Origin of the sequence: Candidatus Vicinibacter affinis, from assembly GCA_016714365.1 — a bacterium.
In the GTDB taxonomy this organism is placed as follows: Bacteria; Bacteroidota; Bacteroidia; order Chitinophagales; family Saprospiraceae; genus Vicinibacter; species Vicinibacter affinis.
Genome location: JADJNH010000005.1, coordinates 1,827,025 through 1,845,465, shown reverse-complemented (window position 1 = coordinate 1,845,465; position 18,441 = coordinate 1,827,025). Strand labels below are relative to the sequence as shown.

Sequence of the window (18,441 nt, the reverse complement as noted above, 5' to 3'; positions counted from 1 at the left end):
GCTAAATCTTAAGTTTGAATATGTTGTTTTTCATTTCAATATCTTCATGCTTTAAATAAAACTCGCTACCATGTAAGTATAGCGAAACTTCGCCTGAAAATGGTAAAATAATAGTACTAGTTTTAAGACCTGTTTCTAAGTCAAATATTTGAATATATTTTTTATCTTGCACCTTTCTATTATTGAGAAACCTATATTCTACAAATAATATATAAATCTTATTGTTTTGAAAATAAACCCTATATGCCTTAGCATTATTATTATCTCCTCCAATTTCTCTAACTAACTTTCTTTGAGTTAAATCGAATATATATACTTTGTGGCCTTCTACTATTAAATAATCAATATTCTTGTATTTTATATCTGTAGCTGGGAAGTTGCCAATATGGAATACTGGTATGTTCAATATAGGCTCTCCCCTTGAATTCAATATTGCATATCGAGACTCAATTTGATTGCCATTTAAAATACTCCGATAGTAGTAACTAATATGGTTACCATCATTAGACACATATAAACTGGAAGGTAAAATATCTATATTCTGCAATTTTCTAGAAAATAATTTAGAGCCAGAAATTGAATATTTTTCTATATTAAATATATTATCTTTATTATAAGTGACCACTACAAATGAGCTCCCATTTTCTGCAACACAAACTGAATGGAGTCTTGCTATTTCAGATTTTAGTTGTTTTGCTTCAGTATACTTACCGTTAGACAATGTATATATTTTTATATTCATTGAATATCCAAGCCTATAAGCAAATTGTACAAATCCATTCCCATTATCAAATGGTTTAAAGCAATCATAGGTTTCTTCACTTTCCAGTCCACTTGTTTCAGCTTTTCGAAAAATCTTTTGCTCTTCATCAAATAGATATAAATTATAATGCCCTGTTCTAATTAAATCTGTTTTACTAAACCCTATTTTATAATTAAATTTTTTTGAAAAATAGTATATTGTATCGCCTCTCTCTTGAGCATTTTCTCTATTATTCAAAAGCAATGGATATTTATAGTCAACATTATTGTCTAACTTTTTTAAGTCATTAAGAGATAATGGTGATGTATGTTCCCTTAAGAAGAGTGTAAGTTCTTGTGTATTAGAGTTATTCTTATTAATACCCTTAACTGTGCTTGTATCATATTGAATATTTTTCTTTGCTTCTAATGTGACCGCCCTACTTAACTTTACTTCACTATTTGACTTTTTTGCACAAGCCGTATAAACAAAAAACAATATAAAATGAGTCCAAAACGAAAGTTTGCGTAAATCCATATTCTAGTACATTGATTAACAAATATAGTCAAATATTTATTTTTAGAGTCAGACTTATAAAACGAACGCACTTTTTTTTTAGCGAGCGTTTTCTTTAATTCTTTAAACCATTTAGCGTATCAATCACGGTGCGCTAAATATAAAAAAATCCCACCCTAAGCAAGATACGGCAAATGTGGCAAAACGCTACTTGTTGTCTTAAAATATTTTATTGTAAAATTTATTCTAATATGAATTTTATTTTTTACCGGACTTCCATTTTCCATCCGTACCAATCTTCCTTCCATGGTAAAGATTTCAATTTGGCGTATTACATCATCCTCTTCATTGGGAATCAATGTTACCTTGTCGCTGGCAGGGTTTGAAAATACTTCTATTACCATTAATTCACTTTTTGGTCTTTGAATTACCGTCATTTGTTTCTGTCTGTTTACAAATAGACGCATAATTCCAATCCTGAAAAATTCTCAATCTGAAAGACTAATAATATCTATCTTTTAATAAATCTGCCTCTCCGGTTAACTCCTTCATTATCCAATAAATTTATAAAATAGATACCCGTAGGCAAATCTTCTACCTGGAATTTTATTTTATTGGTATTGCCATTCTCACTTATTGTTTGTAATAGTTTACCATGTACATCTTCCAGTTTGAACAATGAAATCGATTTGGACTGATCTGACAGTTCAATTGTTATTTCTTTAGCTGCCGGATTTGGATAGAGAAAAAGATCTTTCGAATTTTTACTAAAAGCCAAATTCCACGTCATGGTCATTGTACTGTCACACACCGGTTCATAGCCCAATCGATAATTCACAAAGTTGGGTATACTCGCATGATTTCTTGCAGGAAGTTGTATGCCGTGTTGTTCAAAATTACAAGCTTTACCTTTTTCATTTGGATTGTGGATGACGTGCATCACCCGATTGCTGGTTCCCGTGCGGATGTAGATTTTACAATCCGGACCGAGCATCGCCGCATCAAATCCCGCTGCCCATATTCCACCCTCCACATAACCATCCCAGGAATCTATATGCACCAGACTTGCCTGAACATCTTTTTCCCAGGTATCCACCTGATATAAATCAAATCGATACACCAGATATATAAATCTTGAATTTGGTGAAAATGCGACTCCAACTGAATGATCATTTGTCTCAGATCCGGTGGTAACATTTCTGAAATTGCTGAGCTGTCCGTTTGACCGATTAAAGTCCATTAAAAACAAGCCTGTGCTGGGTGTCATCCTCGCATACTTTGTTCCATCCGCCGAAAAACAAGATTGTGAGCCTCCATCGTCCAGGTACTGCATAGGAATCCCTAATTGCATCGTTTGAAATGGCCGGGGCCATTTTCCGTCATTTGTATGCTGTAATATAAATCATTTGCGCGTCCAGGCACCAATATCCACCAGTCAATGTTATTTGCATGTCTGACAGCTGTAAGATCTCCTCCGGAAAGATGCTTTTCTATAACAATTTGGTTTTTGCTTTTCACGTCGCCAAAGCTATTATTGGCATTCATATCAACAATACTGTATAATAACTTCGTAGATGTTCCCCCTGGTAATTGTGGATCAGGATCAAACTCAAGGAACCTGTGCAAAACTATATATTCATTTGCTTTACTTACCATTGGGATAATTAAGGTGCCATTATACAAAGGATGATCTCCATACTTACAATAAAAATCCCACACTAAGCCCTCATTAATCTTCCCATTGGGCATAGGTCGGTGAAGCCTGTCCGATACATTACAACCAGCGGTGTACATCAATAAGTTTCCATCTTTATCACAAATGCTGGCGTTGTTTTGATGAATGCGATAATCTTTATGAGTTATATATATACCCATGGGCTTTTTATTAAAATCAAAGTTAAAGCGATAATAATTTGTATCATCAATTGCTGAATTACTTCCGCCTAGCAACCATATATAATCTCTTTTGCCTTGGGCAAAAATTATGAATGGAAATAAAATCAGAAAATATATCTTCATTGTATTAGGTATAAAAAATGATGGAATTTCCTTTTAGTTTTTAACACTTTTAATTACATACTCCTGCCCACTTTTATCCGTCACTTTGACAAGATATATGCCTGCATCCAAATTGCTTAAATCAATTGTCTCTTTAAAGTTTGCATCTAAAAAAGATTTCTTTGTTACAACCTGACCATTCAAATCTAATATGCTGATGTTTTGAATAAAATTTTTACGATTTCGCAATTCAATGTTCATTATACTTTGTACAAGATTTGGATAACCAATTGCTTCATTAGAATCCGAAAATATATCCCAGGTCCTGGTCAATGTGCTGTCACACACCGGTTCATATCCTAATCGGTAATTCACGAAGTTGGGAATACTCGCATGATTTCTTGCCGGAAGTTGAATGCCGTGTTGTTCAAAATTACAAGCTTTACCTTTTTCATTTGGATTGTGGATGACGTGCATCACCCGATTGCTGGTTCCCGTGCGGATGTAGATTTTACAATCCGGACCGAGCATCGCCGCATCAAATCCCGCTGCCCATATTCCACCTTCCACATAACCATCCCAGGAATCTATATGCACCAGACTTGCCTGAACATCTTTTTCCCAGGTATCCACCTGATATAAATCAAATCGATACACCAGATATACAAATCTTGAATTTGGTGAAAATGCAACTCCTACTGAGTGATCATTTGTCTCAGATCCGGTGGTAACATTTCTGAAATTGCTGAGCTGTCCGTTTGACCGATTAAAGTCCATTAAAAACAAGCCTGTGCTGGGTGTCATCCTCGCATACTTTGTTCCATCCGCCGAAAAACAAGATTGTGAGCCTCCATCGTCCAGGTACTGCATAGGAATCCCTAATTGCATCGTTTGAAATGGCCGGGGGCCATTTTCCGTCATTTGTATGCTGTAATATAAATCATTTGCGCGTCCGGGCACCAATATCCACCAGTCAATGTTATTTGCATGTCTGACAGCTGTAAGATCTCCTCCGGAAAGATGCTTTTCTATAACAATTTGGTTTTTGCTTTTCACGTCGCCAAAGCTATTATTGGCATTCATATCAACAATACTGTATAATAACTTCGTAGATGTTCCCCCTGGTAATTGTGGATCAGGATCAAACTCAAGGAACCTGTGCAAAACTATATATTCATTTGCTTTACTTACCATTGGGATAATTAAGGTGCCATTATACAACGGATAATCTCCATACTTACAATAAAAATCCCACACTAAGCCCTCATTAATCTTCCCATTGGGCATAACCCGATGTAGACGATCCGAAACATGGCAACCGGCCGTGTACATCAATAAGTTGCCATCCTTATCACATATGCTGGCATTGTTTTGACGCAAGATTGGGTTAGGGCGATCTTTAATATAAATTGATCTTGGTTTAGTATTAAAATCAATTTGAAATCCTTGATAACTTGTATCGGTGGTTGGTGTTCTGTTTCCTCCTAAAAGCCAAACATAATCTCTTTTCCCCTGTGCAAAAATTATGAATGGGCATAAAATCAGAAAATATATCTTCATTGTTTTAGGTATAAAAAATTGGAATGCAATCCTGTTTTGGATTGCATTCCAAAGTATTAATAATTACTGTTTCATAAATCTCTTCGATCCCACACTACCATCTGAAAGGTAAACTTTTACATAATACATCCCACGCTCCAAATGTTGGATAGAAAAACTAATTTCCTCATTTACAAATTTTACATTTTCCATCATGACCAATTTACCTTCCATGGTAAAGATTTCAATTTCGTTAATTCCTTCATCCTTCCCGCTGACAATCATTGTTATCCTTTCGCTGGCAGGATTTGGAAATAAGGATATCCCTTCCCATTCGTTTCCGGGAGAAGGCTGAGTTCTTATGGTTGCTGCCTGATTACAATTATTTGTATTATTCCAATCCTGAAAAATTCTCAATCTGAAAGACTAATAATATCTATCTTTTAATAAATCTGCCTCTCCGGTTAACTCCTTCATTATCCAATAAATTTATAAAATAAATACCCGTAGGCAAATCTTCTACCTGGAATTTTATTTTATTGGTATTGTCATTCTCACTTATTGTTTTTAATAGTTTGCCTTGTACATCTTCCAGTTTGAACAATGAAATCGATTTGGACTGATCTGACAGTTCAATTGTTATTTCTTTAGCTGCCGGATTTGGATAGAGAAAAAGATCTTTCAAATTTTTACTAAAATCCACATTCCATGTCATGGTCATTGTGCTGTCACACACCGGTTCATAGCCTAATCGGTAATTCACGAAGTTGGGAATACTCGCATGATTCCATGCCGGGAGATGAATATCATGTTGTTCAAAATTACATGCTTTTCCTTTTTCATTTGGATTGTGGATGACGTGCATCACCCTATTGCTTGTTCCTGTGCGAATGTAGATTTTACAATCCGGACCCAACATCGCAGCATCAAAGCCCGCCGCCCAGATTCCCTCATCCACATAGCCATCCCAGGAATCTATATGTACCAGGCTAGCCTGTAAGTCTTGGGCCCAGGTATCCACCTGGTATAAATCAAATCGATACACCAAATAGACAAATCTAGAATTTGGTGAAAATGCAACTCCTACTGAATGATCATTTGTCTCAGATCCGGTGGTAACATTTCTGAAATTGCTGAGCTGTCCGTTTGACCGATTAAAGTCCATTAAAAACAAGCCTGTGCTAGGTGTCATCCGTGCATACTTTGTTCCATCCGGCGAAAAACAGGATTGTGAGCCTCCATCATCCAGGTATTGCATGGGGATCCCCAATTTCATTTCTTGATAAGGCAAGGGTCCATTTTCAGTGAACTGAATACTATAATATAAGTCATTGGCGCGGCCAGGCACTACAATCCACCAGTTTTGATTATTACTATGTCGCGTGGCGGTAAGGTCAGCTCCGGATAAATGCTTTTCAATTACTACTTGATTTTTTGCAGTCACATCTCCATAGCCGTTATTTAAAGCCATATCTACAATGCTATATAACAATTTTGTAGAAGTTGCCCCTGGTAAATTTGGATCAGGATCAAATTCTTCATATTTATGAAATAAAATATACTTTTGGTAATCATTTATTTTAGGGACAAATACTGTCCCATTATGAATTGCATAATCTCCTCGTTGACAACCAAAATCCCAAACAACCCCTTCATTGATCTTACCATTCGGCATGGGTCGGTGAAGTCTGTCTGAAATATTGCAACCAGCGGTGTACATCAATAATTTACCATCTTTGTCACAGATACTGGCGTTGTTTTGGTGAATCCGATGTCCTATTCCCAAACGCATGGACTTCATGGGTTTTTCATTAAAATCTAAAATAGAACGATAAAAATTAGAATCAGTATTATTATTTGAGCCACCAAATAACCAGATATAATCCCGTTTTCCTTGTGCAAAAGCAAGTATTGGAAAAATAAAAAAATAAAATAGTTTCATAATTTTTTAAATAAAAATAAAAATTAAAATGCTACCGAAACTTCAGTAGCATTTTAATTGAATTTATTAATTTTTAAAGAATTTTGTGATTAGATTATTTCCATCAGGCATATATATCTTGGCAAAATAAATGCCGCTTGGCAAACTGCTGGCAGAAAACGTCAATTCTTCTTGTCCCGGAGTCACAATAAATAGATTGATATTTTTTCCTTCCATATTCAAAATTTCTATGTTTATCTCATTATTACTTTTAATTGGTACATTAATCGTAATAAGATCACTTACTGGATTAGGATAAATACTAACTTTATCCAAAGCACTGTTTTTATTTACGCTGCTCCTTGAAGCTAAGGCTAAATTACAAATTTCTTCATCACTGTAACGGTCAAGTCGGTAAATTGCTGCTAATGCACGGGCACGATTGACTCCATCTCCTCCATAATATGGGCATTGGCTCGCAATTTGATCAATTTGAAGTCTTTCAGTCTCAGAAATACTCCAATCATTGGATATCATTTTTTGAAGCATAATTTGATTAACTTGTTTTTGATTCTGTTCATACACTTCGGAAGTTATGATTGAATTGTTTTCCAATAAAAATTGGTTCAAAATAGTCTGTACACCTGTAAGCCATTGATTACTCAATGCTGATTGATTGACTAAGATTGTATTTTTTTGAGCCATCAGGGTATTTAATTGCAATTGCAAGGAAGCTTGTTCGGTAGGATTGCTTAAGCTATTCATCTGACCAGTAATACTAGCAATATTGGTAGTCAGATTTTCTAAACTAATCAAATTAGCTTGTATTTGATCGTTAATGAATGTGCCATTTCGGTAAGCATCCCTGATCCCATTTTCTACTAACTCAAACTTACCTACGGAAGTATTCGTGTGATTATTGAAAAAATTATTGAATGTCCGAGGAATATTTTCTCCAACTCCAGTTTCCAAAATCTGCCGATACAATTGCCTTCTATCTGTCCAAATTCTTGATCCCCAATCATAATCTGTGTCAAAATCATTATTTAATATAAAATAATCATCAGATCTAGGAAACAAACGAGGGAATGGATTTGGATTACCCGAGCCAATACCTAAATTACAATTCCAACTTGCTGCACTCCCAGGATCATGTGCAAACCATCCATCATTCACTAACTCAGAAAAGTTATTCGGTTTTAGATCCGGATTATTGGGATCTTGAGCATTGACAATAAATCTGGATTTTTCTCTGTCACCATACGGACCATAATGTTTAGCACCTTTGGCATGTGTCCCATTCCAACGATTGCCCTTGTGCTCCTGTACACCTATTCGGGCACTAAATCCTCCCTGAGCAAAACCCAATATCAAACCATGGTTGGCATTGCCCATTTTATTGTTTGCAAAAACAGTACCCAAGGAAGTGCCTGCAAACTGGAAGTCGTACTGCCAGCCTTCTGCAAAATTGGCGATATCTGCATTATTTAATGATTCCGACACATAAAGCCCTTGATTGTTGCAAACCATTGATGAAGATAATAAATTACACGCAACCAATGCATCAGAACCACCTGTAATGGATATTCCAATATTGGGCAATGAATTCAAACCATCTGCAAATACAGCATTGTTATAAATCCAGCTGCCCCGGCTGTTTTCATGGTTGATTCCCTTATACCCATTCCCAATTTGGATGTTGTTCTGAAAAATTGTTTTCAGATTTCCTTTGGTCTCCACAAGGTCTATTCCAATTGCATTTTGACCTGTCAATTGAATGGTGTTTTGTTCGTTCACTATGATGGAGGAAACTTCTCCGGTCCAGGAAAAATTTATCCCTCTGTTCACCGCTGCAATATTATTGTGTTTTATGTCAAATGTCCTTCCGGGACTGTAATCAAACTGCATGCCTGTCAATACATTTTTCAGGTGGTTATTGCTTGCGGTACAATTCACTCCTTTCGTATAAATCCCCCAGTTGCTGTTCTCCACAGTACAATTGGAAACGAGGGTATTATTTGGAAAACCAACAGAGTGAATTGCTTTGCCATTGGATTTTTCAGCAGAAATATTACTGTTGCCTACTTCCCAAATATTGTTAAAATTTGACCCCTCTACAGTTAATTTTGAATCTAAGGTCCTGACACCGTTCAACAAATTTATGAATGAACCGGCATTCACTCGTACCCCGGATTTTTTGGCATAAATTCCGGACCAGGTTTTAGCTTCCAAAGCAGGTTCGCCGGCATAACTGGCATTAAATCCCTGAAAAATAAATTCTGAATCATCTACATCCACATTCGCAAATTCATCTGCACGAATACCAATGGCAGCATCTTTAAATTTTGAATCTTTTACAATAACGGTCGATCCTCTTTTAGCTTCAATTTCAAAATGTCCGTTGTCAAATGTGGTATTAAATACTTTTAGAATTGCCCCCGACTCAACCACTATGGAGTTCCATCTTTGACCATCACATGCAATGACATAATTTTCATTTAAGGTGAGGACATTACCAGATTTAACTGTAATACTTGAGCCGGGCAACATCCTTATGTGAAATGCCCCATTTTGATAATTTACATGACCTATCAAACAGTAATAACCAGCGTCAATGTCCAGATTGCCATTAATGATTAATTGTTGACGATTACTACATGAATTTGCCTGGTTAGCCAATCTACCGTTGTTAATCAATTCCTGCAAGGATCCTTGCACCACAAACCCATTTGATGAATTGTACAGAAAAGTGATATAGCTCTTATAACCAGAATCGCTCAAACATTTATACTCATAAGTAAAACGAGCCTGACCACCATACAAATCACGCAGAACCAGTAATTTATCGGCCCATGGAACTTCTGCCGGATCAAATTTGGCTTTAAACAATGTTTTTTCCAAAATTCCATTTACACAAACCTCTTCCTTGGTAAAATCTCCCAGATCCACCACTTCAAATGGTACATCTCTAATAATTTCTATTAATACTTCTCCAATTCCTTGAGGTGTACCGGACCAGTCGGGAACCACCTTAAACACGATGGGCTCGCATCCTGCCATACTGCTGATGGCATTGTGATTGGGACCCGGCACCGGGGATATATTAGGAATAAATGTACATACGTTTTGAGCTTCAAGCAAACCATTAAAATAAAACACGGACAAAATCGAAAGAAATAAACAAGGCTGCTATATTAGTGAATTTTTCATAGTTGAATAATTAGGTTTATATGCCTTCATACCCTTCAGGCATTGGGCCGAAAACCATTAAACAGGAAGGTGATTTTCGGGTGTCTACCTCCTTGATTTACCGTGCACTTAAATCCTTACAAAAATAGTTTGCCTGTTCGAAAAATGCTGAGTAAACCGAGGAACGGTAGCTCTGAACCGATTATCGGTAGGTATGGACCGATTATCGGTAAAATAGAAGGCTAGCTATTAAGTTGAGTGCCAGCTTGCGCCTTTACAAAAAATGTATCTTTGAAGACTAAAATAAATATATGGAAATCACGGATTTAAAAACAACTATATCTGAAGAACTGTACAATACTTTAGTTCAGGAAATAGAAATTAATAAAAGACAATCCAATATTCACTTTGAGGTCATTTTCCTGGATGACAAATATTCAGTGATCAGAGCTGAGCAATTTAAAACCTCTAATGCCAAATATTTTTCAAGGTCGAGAATTGTTGAAATTGTTCATGAAACATTTGATAGTGCTCTAGCTCCAAGAACAATTAGGGTGCATCCATTGACTTATATTCAAAATCCATGTGATATAATAAATGATAAATATCTGCACGATCTTACGGGTAAACTCAAGATTAGCAATAAAGAATTTGAAAGGGCCTTTGGCATACACAAAAACGAAATATCCAAATGGATAAATGGCTCCAAACCAATGGGTAAAACGGTTAGAGCCCTGTTTTATTATTACTTATTGTCCAAGGGTTATATTTTAGAAATGTGAAGCAGCTCTAGTTTGTATTGGCCATCCAAAAAATTCGTATAGATGAGAATTTTGTTTGCTTCCAGGATGAATTTATCACCTATGGATTCTGCTATACTTTTAGTGAAGTGGATCCTAGAGATAGCCCGATTTACAATTTTCAGTTAATTCAACTTATTTGGATTGTTCATAGATTATAAAAGCACTCATACTTTAGCACAAAACTAAATGAAAGCCTACTTACTAAATTAGATCCCTGGTCTGAATCATATTATGTTCACTTGGTCAACAATTACAGGATACTGTCCAAGATTAACTTCTCAAACATAATTAAAATTAAAATTAATTAAAACCAAAATATATTATATTTGCTAAAGACAATCAGGTCAAAGTTATTACAATGAAACGTCTAATTTACAGAATTTCTCACTTTCTGATTATATTGACTTTTGCGGAGATTTATGGTCAAAAAAATCCACTCTCTGATGCAATTGAACAAGGTAATTATGAAAAGGCAATGGAATTCACAAATAAGTTATCGAGTTTAAATCAAGCCAGTGGCAAACTAGGATGGACTCCGATATTTTATTCTATATTTCAAGCAGGAATTAGTCCTTCACAATTTACCGCACTAAAGAAAAAAAATAAGTACCTTCAAAACACAGAATTAATAACACATCAAAACAAATTCAATGATTTATGCATCTCGCTAATTAAAAATGGTGCACATATTAATTTATTCGATAAGAAAGGTAGAAGTCCACTTTATTATGCTGTCGTACTCAGACTTGATACATTAGTTTCATTTATGATCGCACAAAAATTACATATTGAAGATTCTGAAGATTTATTTAAACTTGCTTCCGCACATGGCTATCCAGCAATAGTAAGTTATTTGATGAAAGTAAAATTAAATCCTTGTGAATCAGATAGAGATTGCTTCGCCCCAATTCATTTAGCCAGTATCAATGGACATTTATCATGTATTAAAAGCATTATTTTTCATAAGCTGGATGTGGATTGCCAATCAAAGCTAAATTATGGAGATTTTTCATCTTTAAGTTCATTGCAATTGGCAATTATGAATGGAAACAATCACCTCATTGAACCATTATTTCTTGCAGGTGCCAAAATAAATCAATTAAATTCCAGGCAAGAGAACTTAATGCATTTAGCTGCAAAGGGAAGCCGTAGTGAAATATTTAAGGTGGATAAAAAAGGAGAACCTGAAGAGTATTTAATGGTTAAAGGAGGAAATTTAGCTTGTATAAAATTATTAGATTCTATTTCTAAAGAATTCCACAATTATGATGCAATTGGGGCCAACCCACTTCATTGGGCTGCCTATTACAGAAGGATAGATGCTATTGTATCACTTATAAAAATGGGTGAAAAACCTGTAAGAATAAATTTAGATGCAGAACATGCATTTGGTTCCATGCTTTCTCAACTTGTCTATCATGGCGTTTCTGAATCCATTCTGACAGACCAAAATAGGCAGAATTTAGTCGAACAACTACAGATCGCCGAAAAGATGTTTTCCGACAGTGCAAGAGGAATTAGTCACAAAATTGTAAATAGAAAAATTCTCCAAGCAGGCATAGTCGCATTAGCCGTTGCTGCTGCTAGCTATCAGGCCAGTATTGATGCCAAATCAACAGGCTTCGGATATTCAAGTGTAGATTATCCTACCATTGAATCTAGTGACTTAAATTCAATTAATATCTATTTAAAAAAACAAATAAGTATTTGTCAAAAATTAAAACCATTTATTGAATCCCTAAATCAAAATAAAATTTCAAAATCGGAATTTATGTCTAAATTGAGTCAATATTTAAATAATAATTAATTAATTCTGTATGAAAAAACAATTTAAGGCTAATGCAATTTGCTTATCACTCGTTTTTTTGTTTTCAATTAAAACATTTTGTCAAACAATCAAAATAGAGCCCTTTACCATTAATTATCCTTCAAAAGAAAAAATTGACATTTCAATCTGTGCACCATTTAAAAGTTACTCGATTGAAGGCATGAACACTCCTGATGATATGGGATGGACATACGATTATTATGACGAATCTCTAAGACAATATAATGAACTATTTAACAATTTGCTTAGCACTTCAAAATATGCTGATTGTATAACTGAATCAGATCAAAAACCAATTTATCAACTGGACTGCAGATTGGAATCCATTTCCTCCGGTAAGGTTATAACAGCATTCAGCAAATTAAGCCTGGAAATAATAATGACATGGAAACTTACTCGAATAAATGATGGGGAAGTTATTTTTAGAGAAAAAGTTACCGGGTCACATAAAAATAAAATCGGAAACGCCTTTAGTGGAAAGTCAAATGCAAAAGAAAGGGCAACAAAAGCCTTAGAAGCCGCATTTCTAGAATCTAAAAATATGCTTACACTAAGGCTTAAATCATTATAAAGAAATCATAAATTATATTTACTAACTTTAGTCTAACAATTTATGAATTCTATCAATTAATGAATTGTAAGTTCAATTAATAAGTGCAATTTTTTCAAGTAGCACTTGATTAGCAGTTAAATAATTAAATTTTCTTATAGGTCTGTTGTTTAACATTTTTTCAACATAACGGACCTGTTTATCGGTTACAAATATAAGATTAGTTTTCTTTGGAAAGTATCTTCTGATTACTCCTATTCTATTTTCGACTGTTCCCTTGTCTTGACTTGTATAGGGCCTAGTAAAATACGTAGACACATTAAACAACTTTGCAATTTCATGATGACGACTAAAAGCCAGGTCATTATCAAAAGTTAAGGTCCGTGGCTTGTACTTGTTTTTCTTTATGCATGATATAATACCTTTCATAACATTTATACTATCCTTACCAGATAACTTTTTTATTCGGGTATGTAAACTAGCCCTATCTGTTAGCACTAATAATGCGGCTTTATGATTTTTGCCCATCATAAGGTCTACTTCTAAGTCACCCAATCGCTTGCGTTTGGATACAATAGATGGCCGTTTTTCTATTGGCGTTCGATTTAGAATAACTCCTCTGTTGTCTTTCCTGTTACCTCGTTTGCGTCGTCTCTTGCAGTGTCTAAGATACTTGTATAGGTCTTTATATTGTCTGTTTTCCTTGGTATTTGAGTGCTTACATTCCCATATCCACCGATAAATTCGTTCATGGCTTACCGCAGTTATGTTGTTCAATTTTGCAGCATTACTTATTAGTTCTGGACTCCACTTATCTATTTTGAGCTGATTAGCCACTATTGATTTTATCTTATCCGTAAATATTATTCGTTTCGGTTTGTTTTGATGTCGCAATATTGTCTTTCTCTGTGCATTGTTAGCTTTGTAAGTGCCTGCAGTTTGACCTCTTTGGGCAATATTTCTCTTTAATTCTCGACACACCGTAGATGGATGGACATCAATTTTTTCGGCAATCAATTTTTGCTTCATTCCGGCTTCAAATAAAGCCTCAATCTGGTATCTTTGCTCTAAGCTGAGCTGGTTGTAATTTTTTGACATAGACAATCCAAAGATTGCACTACTTGGTCAAAAGGAAAAAAGCCCTTAAAGGCTTTTTTTCCTTTTTTTTTGAAAAATTGCACTTATTTGTTGATCTCAGCAATAATAAATATAAAGAAATATTAAATTTTACAATTATGCATTCAAAATTTACAATTTTTCTTTGCATTCTACTTTGTTATACTTCGAATTACTCCCAATCCGGAAACATTGATCTTAGTTTCAACACAACGGATTATGGATATGGGCAGGGGGATGGTCCGGATAATTCGATCAACACAATAGCAGCAGCATCTGATGGCAAGATAATCATTGGTGGAGATTTTACAAAGTATAACCATACAAAAATTAATAGCATCGCTAGGTTAAATTCAAACGGATCTTTAGATACCACATTCAAATCAAACCTCACCTTTTCAGGAGAAGTTCATAAAATAATTATTCAACCGGATGGAAAAATACTTGTAGCTGGTTCATATGGATATAATTCTGGGATTTTAAGACGAGGCATTGCCCGTCTAAATTCCAATGGATCTATTGATACCACTTTTAATCCCGGAACAGGTGTAGATAATCGCATCATGACTCTTGTCTTACAAGGTGATGGAAAAATCATCCTTGGTGGTAAATTCGGATTTTATAATGGATATCAAATCAACAGCATAGCACGAATCCATCCAAATGGATCTTTAGATTCTAGCTTCAATCCTGGCTCAGGTACTGATGAAGTTTTAGCTCTTGCAATTCAAAATGATGGCAATATCCTTGTAGGAGGTGATTTTGATTTCTATAATGGGATACCAAGAAATAACATTCTAAGGATCCAAAATAATGGACTAATTGATAATTCATTTGGTATTGGAAAAGGTTTTATAGACGACGTAAATTCAATAATCATTCAACCAGACGGTCAAATCTTAGTTGGGGGATATTTCGCATTTTATAATGATTCGACAAGACTAGGTATAGCGCGATTAAATACTAATGGAACACTGGACTCCTCTTTTAACCCATCTTGGAGCAGCTTTACAGGTAGGGCAATGGCATTGCAAAAGGATGGTAGGATTCTTACAGGAGGAAGCCTTATTTTTGATTCAAAAGGAAACCTTTCAACCGGCCTGGCCAGGTTAAATCCAGATGGTTCAAAGGATTTAACCTTTGTTCCAATGATTACAAAATACAATACTTTTTTGTTGGGTATATCAAGCATTCTTATTCAGATCGATGGTAAAATTCTTCTGGGAGGAACGGACAGACTTTTTTTTGGAACAGAAATTAAAGATCTCATTCGAATAAATCAGTATGGTACGATGGATCAATTTTTCAATACTAATACAGGATCAAATGGATGGGTAAATTCTACGTCCATTCAATCAGATGGTAAAATTATTGCATCAGGATGGTTTACAGAATTTAATGGCATTTCCAATAATTTTATCACGAGATTATTAATTAATGGCACAGTTGATCCAACATTTAATACAGGCTCTGGATTTGACTATTTTGTGAATTCCACTCTTATTCAACCAGATGGTAAAATCATCGTGGTCGGATTCTTTAATGAATTTAATAAAGTAAAAAGGCGGTATGTAGCCAGATTAAATATGAATGGAACTTTAGATAATTCATTTGTCCCGGGATTCTATGCAGATGATGTTATAAAAGCTGTGGCTCTGCAATCTGATGGAAAAATTCTTTTAGCCGGTGGATTTGACGAAAAGATTGTTCGACTTTATTCTGATGGAACTTTTGACAATACGTTTGAAGCTGGATTTAGAGCAACAGGTGGTGACATTAATTCAATTGCCATTCAATCCGATGGAAAAATAATTGTCGGTGGCTCATTTAATAGATACGGTGGGATTACAAGAGCAGGAATTGCCAGATTGCATATTGACGGCACCCTGGATCTTAGTTTTGACCCTAAATTAAATCGTGTAATTGCGATCAATTCTATTGCCATTCAAACAGACAATAAAATATTAATTGGTGGAAGCTTTGGCGTTTTAAATTCTCGCAATACAAATTTAACCAGACTAAATATGGATGGATCTATAGATGCATCCTTTAACACTAGCAAAGAGGGCCCTACCGGCGAAATTAATAGGATAGCAATTCAAAAAGATAATAAAATAATTGTCGCTGGTGGATTTTCAAGTTTTAATTCAGTGAGTAGAATTAGGATTGCTAAACTTCATGAAAATGGAAGCTTAGATCAGACATTTGATCCAGGCATTGGAGCAGATGGAGACATTCAGTCAGTCAGTTTACAAGGAGATGGTAAGATTATAATAGGTGGTGAATTCACTTCTTATAATGGAATTGGAAAAAACCGTATTACAAGGCTCCATAATTCAAATACAACAGCCGTTGAAAATTTAGATATTTTTTCACAAATAAAAATATATTCTAGTCCTATGAGCAATGAGCTCATTATAAATTATGACAATGATGAAGTAAATTCTGTTAGAATATTAAGTATCGACGGTAGAATTTTTTCAGAACACGAGCATATCCAACAACCAATCAATAAAATTAATCTAAATATGCCATCGGGTATATACATCCTTGAGATTAAAAAGGATGACAAAATTCAATGCTATAAATTTATTCATTAATAAATATTCTTGATATTCACAAATCATCACAATTGAAAAATGAAGTAATGAATATTTTCATCAAAAGAGAAATGTATCTTTGAAATATCTTGGGATTCAGGCAGATTCAGGACCATTAGTTTTGATTTGCTTTCATCTTTAAGAAACATTTATCTTTGAAATATAATTTACCTCATAATAATCTATGGTTAATAAATTATAAAAAACTTTTTATGCGGTCACACCCAGCAATAAGTTTTACAATATACTGTTATAAAAAAATTAGTCCCGCTTACTTCGTACTCTTTTTACTTATAGCATTGACTGATATCAAAACAATAATTTTCTTCAAGTGTTATGACCTCCAGGTCATCTTCCTTGATGGATTCTATCGTGATTACATCAAATGATCTTCCATCATGAAATTCATGGCATTGCCCCAATATTTTCCACTTGACACCTCGGAGCGCGCCCACATACTTTAGATATTCATATTCGCAATTAACATACCTGGGACCATTCGAATTAAAATGGTTACTGCCTGCTCGTATGAATTACCCGGACCGCCGGATATTTCCAAATCGATTCCAAAATGAGCTTTAATAAATGACCGGACATCCATCTATAAAAAGTATTTGCCAAATTTATCAAATGAACCTATATCAAAACACAATAGAAATTTGTGAAGGTAAGTATCGTAAAAAAGTGCTGAGTAAACCGAGGAACGGTAGCTCTGAACCGATTATCGGTAGGTATGGACCGACTATCGGTAAAATGAAATGATAAAAGTTTTGTGCTGAATGGACGGATTAAAGAAAAAAAAACTAAGTATTTGCATACAATTTAGAAATGCGAATTTTATGATGATGTGCCAGAATTGATGAGTCATAAAAACGCTGGCGGAAATTAAATGAATGGATCAGAAATTTCCTCACCAATATAAATTGATCAATAAAAAGCATAAGGCATGCTCCTACTCTTCCTTATCCAGTTCTTTTATCTTTTTGGCATGCTTGATGACCTTCGCATCCAGATAGAAAATGATTTCCTCTGCAATGTTTTTGGATTGATCACCGATGCGTTCGATTTTACGGACAATAGAGAGAACGTGAAGGGTCTGCCTTCTCTGGTCTACAAATTTATCAAGACATTCCAATGCACGATGACTGGCCTGGTCGTTGATCTGATCGAGTAATTTGTCGCGTTGAAAAATAGTCCGTGCGAGTTGAGTGTTTTCGTATTGATAAGCTTCTCTGAGATCCTTGACCATTTCTATGGAGATGGCCAACATTTTCTCTGCCTGCAGGAGATGAATAATTTCAGGATTTACAGATTGGTCAATGTCTGAGATGAATTCTGCGATACCACTCGCTATATCTGCAATACGTTCCAGATTGGTGTTGATCTTTAATGTGGACAAGGCAAATCGCAGGTCAGTTGCAACAGGTTGTCTTAAAGCAATAAAGTCCTCACATTCCTTGTCAATATTCAACTCATATGCGTTGACCCGTTTCTCATTTTCCTGAATCTCCAGAGCGAGATCCTTGTCAAAATTGTTCATAGCTGTCAGGGTCTTATCCAGTTGTGTGGACACGAGTTCCCACATGGCACCTAGCTTTTCTTTGAGTTCGTTTATTTCTGCATCGAGATGAATCATGTA

General features: G+C 35.1%; 15 protein-coding genes. 4 read left to right on the top strand and 11 right to left on the bottom strand.

Annotation, left to right across the window (positions count from 1 at the left end):
- Position 1 precedes the first annotated feature (1 nt).
- The 8 genes from IPJ53_07320 to IPJ53_07285 form a co-directional block, all read right to left on the bottom strand.
- Positions 2-1,279 carry a hypothetical protein gene (locus IPJ53_07320; GenBank protein MBK7798904.1) on the bottom strand — a complete coding sequence of 426 codons (1,278 nt, stop codon included), beginning with the start codon at positions 1,277-1,279 and terminating at the stop codon, positions 2-4.
- Between the two features lie 155 nt (positions 1,280-1,434).
- Positions 1,435-1,725 (bottom strand): hypothetical protein, encoded by a 291-nt coding sequence (locus IPJ53_07315; GenBank protein MBK7798903.1) that lies wholly within the window; start codon positions 1,723-1,725, stop codon positions 1,435-1,437.
- A gap of 44 nt (positions 1,726-1,769) precedes the next feature.
- Positions 1,770-2,591 (bottom strand): T9SS type A sorting domain-containing protein, encoded by an 822-nt coding sequence (locus IPJ53_07310; GenBank protein ID MBK7798902.1) that lies wholly within the window; start codon positions 2,589-2,591, stop codon positions 1,770-1,772.
- Between the two features lie 8 nt (positions 2,592-2,599).
- On the bottom strand, positions 2,600-3,277 hold the full coding sequence (locus IPJ53_07305) for a hypothetical protein (protein ID MBK7798901.1): 678 nt from the start codon (positions 3,275-3,277) through the stop codon (positions 2,600-2,602).
- 33 nt (positions 3,278-3,310) lie between these two features.
- Positions 3,311-4,816 carry a T9SS type A sorting domain-containing protein gene (locus IPJ53_07300; GenBank protein ID MBK7798900.1) on the bottom strand — a complete coding sequence of 502 codons (1,506 nt, stop codon included), beginning with the start codon at positions 4,814-4,816 and terminating at the stop codon, positions 3,311-3,313.
- Positions 4,817-4,879: 63 nt separating this feature from the next.
- Entirely contained in the window at positions 4,880-5,212 is a 333-nt protein-coding gene (locus IPJ53_07295) for a T9SS type A sorting domain-containing protein (GenBank protein ID MBK7798899.1), read from the bottom strand.
- 19 nt (positions 5,213-5,231) lie between these two features.
- Positions 5,232-6,737 carry a T9SS type A sorting domain-containing protein gene (locus IPJ53_07290; GenBank protein ID MBK7798898.1) on the bottom strand — a complete coding sequence of 502 codons (1,506 nt, stop codon included), beginning with the start codon at positions 6,735-6,737 and terminating at the stop codon, positions 5,232-5,234.
- 66 nt (positions 6,738-6,803) lie between these two features.
- Positions 6,804-9,875, bottom strand: coding sequence for a T9SS type A sorting domain-containing protein (locus IPJ53_07285; protein MBK7798897.1), 3,072 nt, complete (start codon positions 9,873-9,875; stop codon positions 6,804-6,806).
- Positions 9,876-10,216: 341 nt separating this feature from the next.
- Here IPJ53_07285 and IPJ53_07280 point away from each other — a divergent pair, with 341 nt between their 5' ends.
- The 3 genes from IPJ53_07280 to IPJ53_07270 all read left to right on the top strand — a co-directional run bounded on the left by IPJ53_07280 (position 10,217) and on the right by IPJ53_07270 (position 13,107).
- Entirely contained in the window at positions 10,217-10,687 is a 471-nt protein-coding gene (locus IPJ53_07280) for a hypothetical protein (protein MBK7798896.1), read from the top strand.
- A gap of 379 nt (positions 10,688-11,066) precedes the next feature.
- On the top strand, positions 11,067-12,515 hold the full coding sequence (locus IPJ53_07275; protein MBK7798895.1) for an ankyrin repeat domain-containing protein: 1,449 nt from the start codon (positions 11,067-11,069) through the stop codon (positions 12,513-12,515).
- 10 nt (positions 12,516-12,525) lie between these two features.
- Complete coding sequence (locus tag IPJ53_07270) at positions 12,526-13,107, top strand: hypothetical protein (GenBank protein ID MBK7798894.1); 582 nt, start codon at positions 12,526-12,528, stop codon at positions 13,105-13,107.
- 72 nt (positions 13,108-13,179) lie between these two features.
- On the opposite strand, the gene IPJ53_07265 is transcribed toward IPJ53_07270, so the two are convergent.
- Positions 13,180-14,184 carry an IS30 family transposase gene (locus IPJ53_07265; protein MBK7798893.1) on the bottom strand — a complete coding sequence of 335 codons (1,005 nt, stop codon included), beginning with the start codon at positions 14,182-14,184 and terminating at the stop codon, positions 13,180-13,182.
- 137 nt (positions 14,185-14,321) lie between these two features.
- Here IPJ53_07265 and IPJ53_07260 point away from each other — a divergent pair, with 137 nt between their 5' ends.
- Positions 14,322-16,802 carry a T9SS type A sorting domain-containing protein gene (locus IPJ53_07260; GenBank protein MBK7798892.1) on the top strand — a complete coding sequence of 827 codons (2,481 nt, stop codon included), beginning with the start codon at positions 14,322-14,324 and terminating at the stop codon, positions 16,800-16,802.
- A gap of 287 nt (positions 16,803-17,089) precedes the next feature.
- Here IPJ53_07260 and IPJ53_07255 read toward each other — a convergent pair whose 3' ends face one another.
- Both IPJ53_07255 and phoU read right to left on the bottom strand, forming a co-directional pair.
- The gene (locus IPJ53_07255; GenBank protein MBK7798891.1) at positions 17,090-17,257 is read right to left on the bottom strand and encodes a hypothetical protein; all 168 of its coding nucleotides are present in this window, start codon (positions 17,255-17,257) and stop codon (positions 17,090-17,092) included.
- Between the two features lie 497 nt (positions 17,258-17,754).
- On the bottom strand, positions 17,755-18,438 hold the full coding sequence (gene phoU / locus IPJ53_07250; GenBank protein MBK7798890.1) for a phosphate signaling complex protein PhoU: 684 nt from the start codon (positions 18,436-18,438) through the stop codon (positions 17,755-17,757).
- Positions 18,439-18,441: the final 3 nt, after the last annotated feature.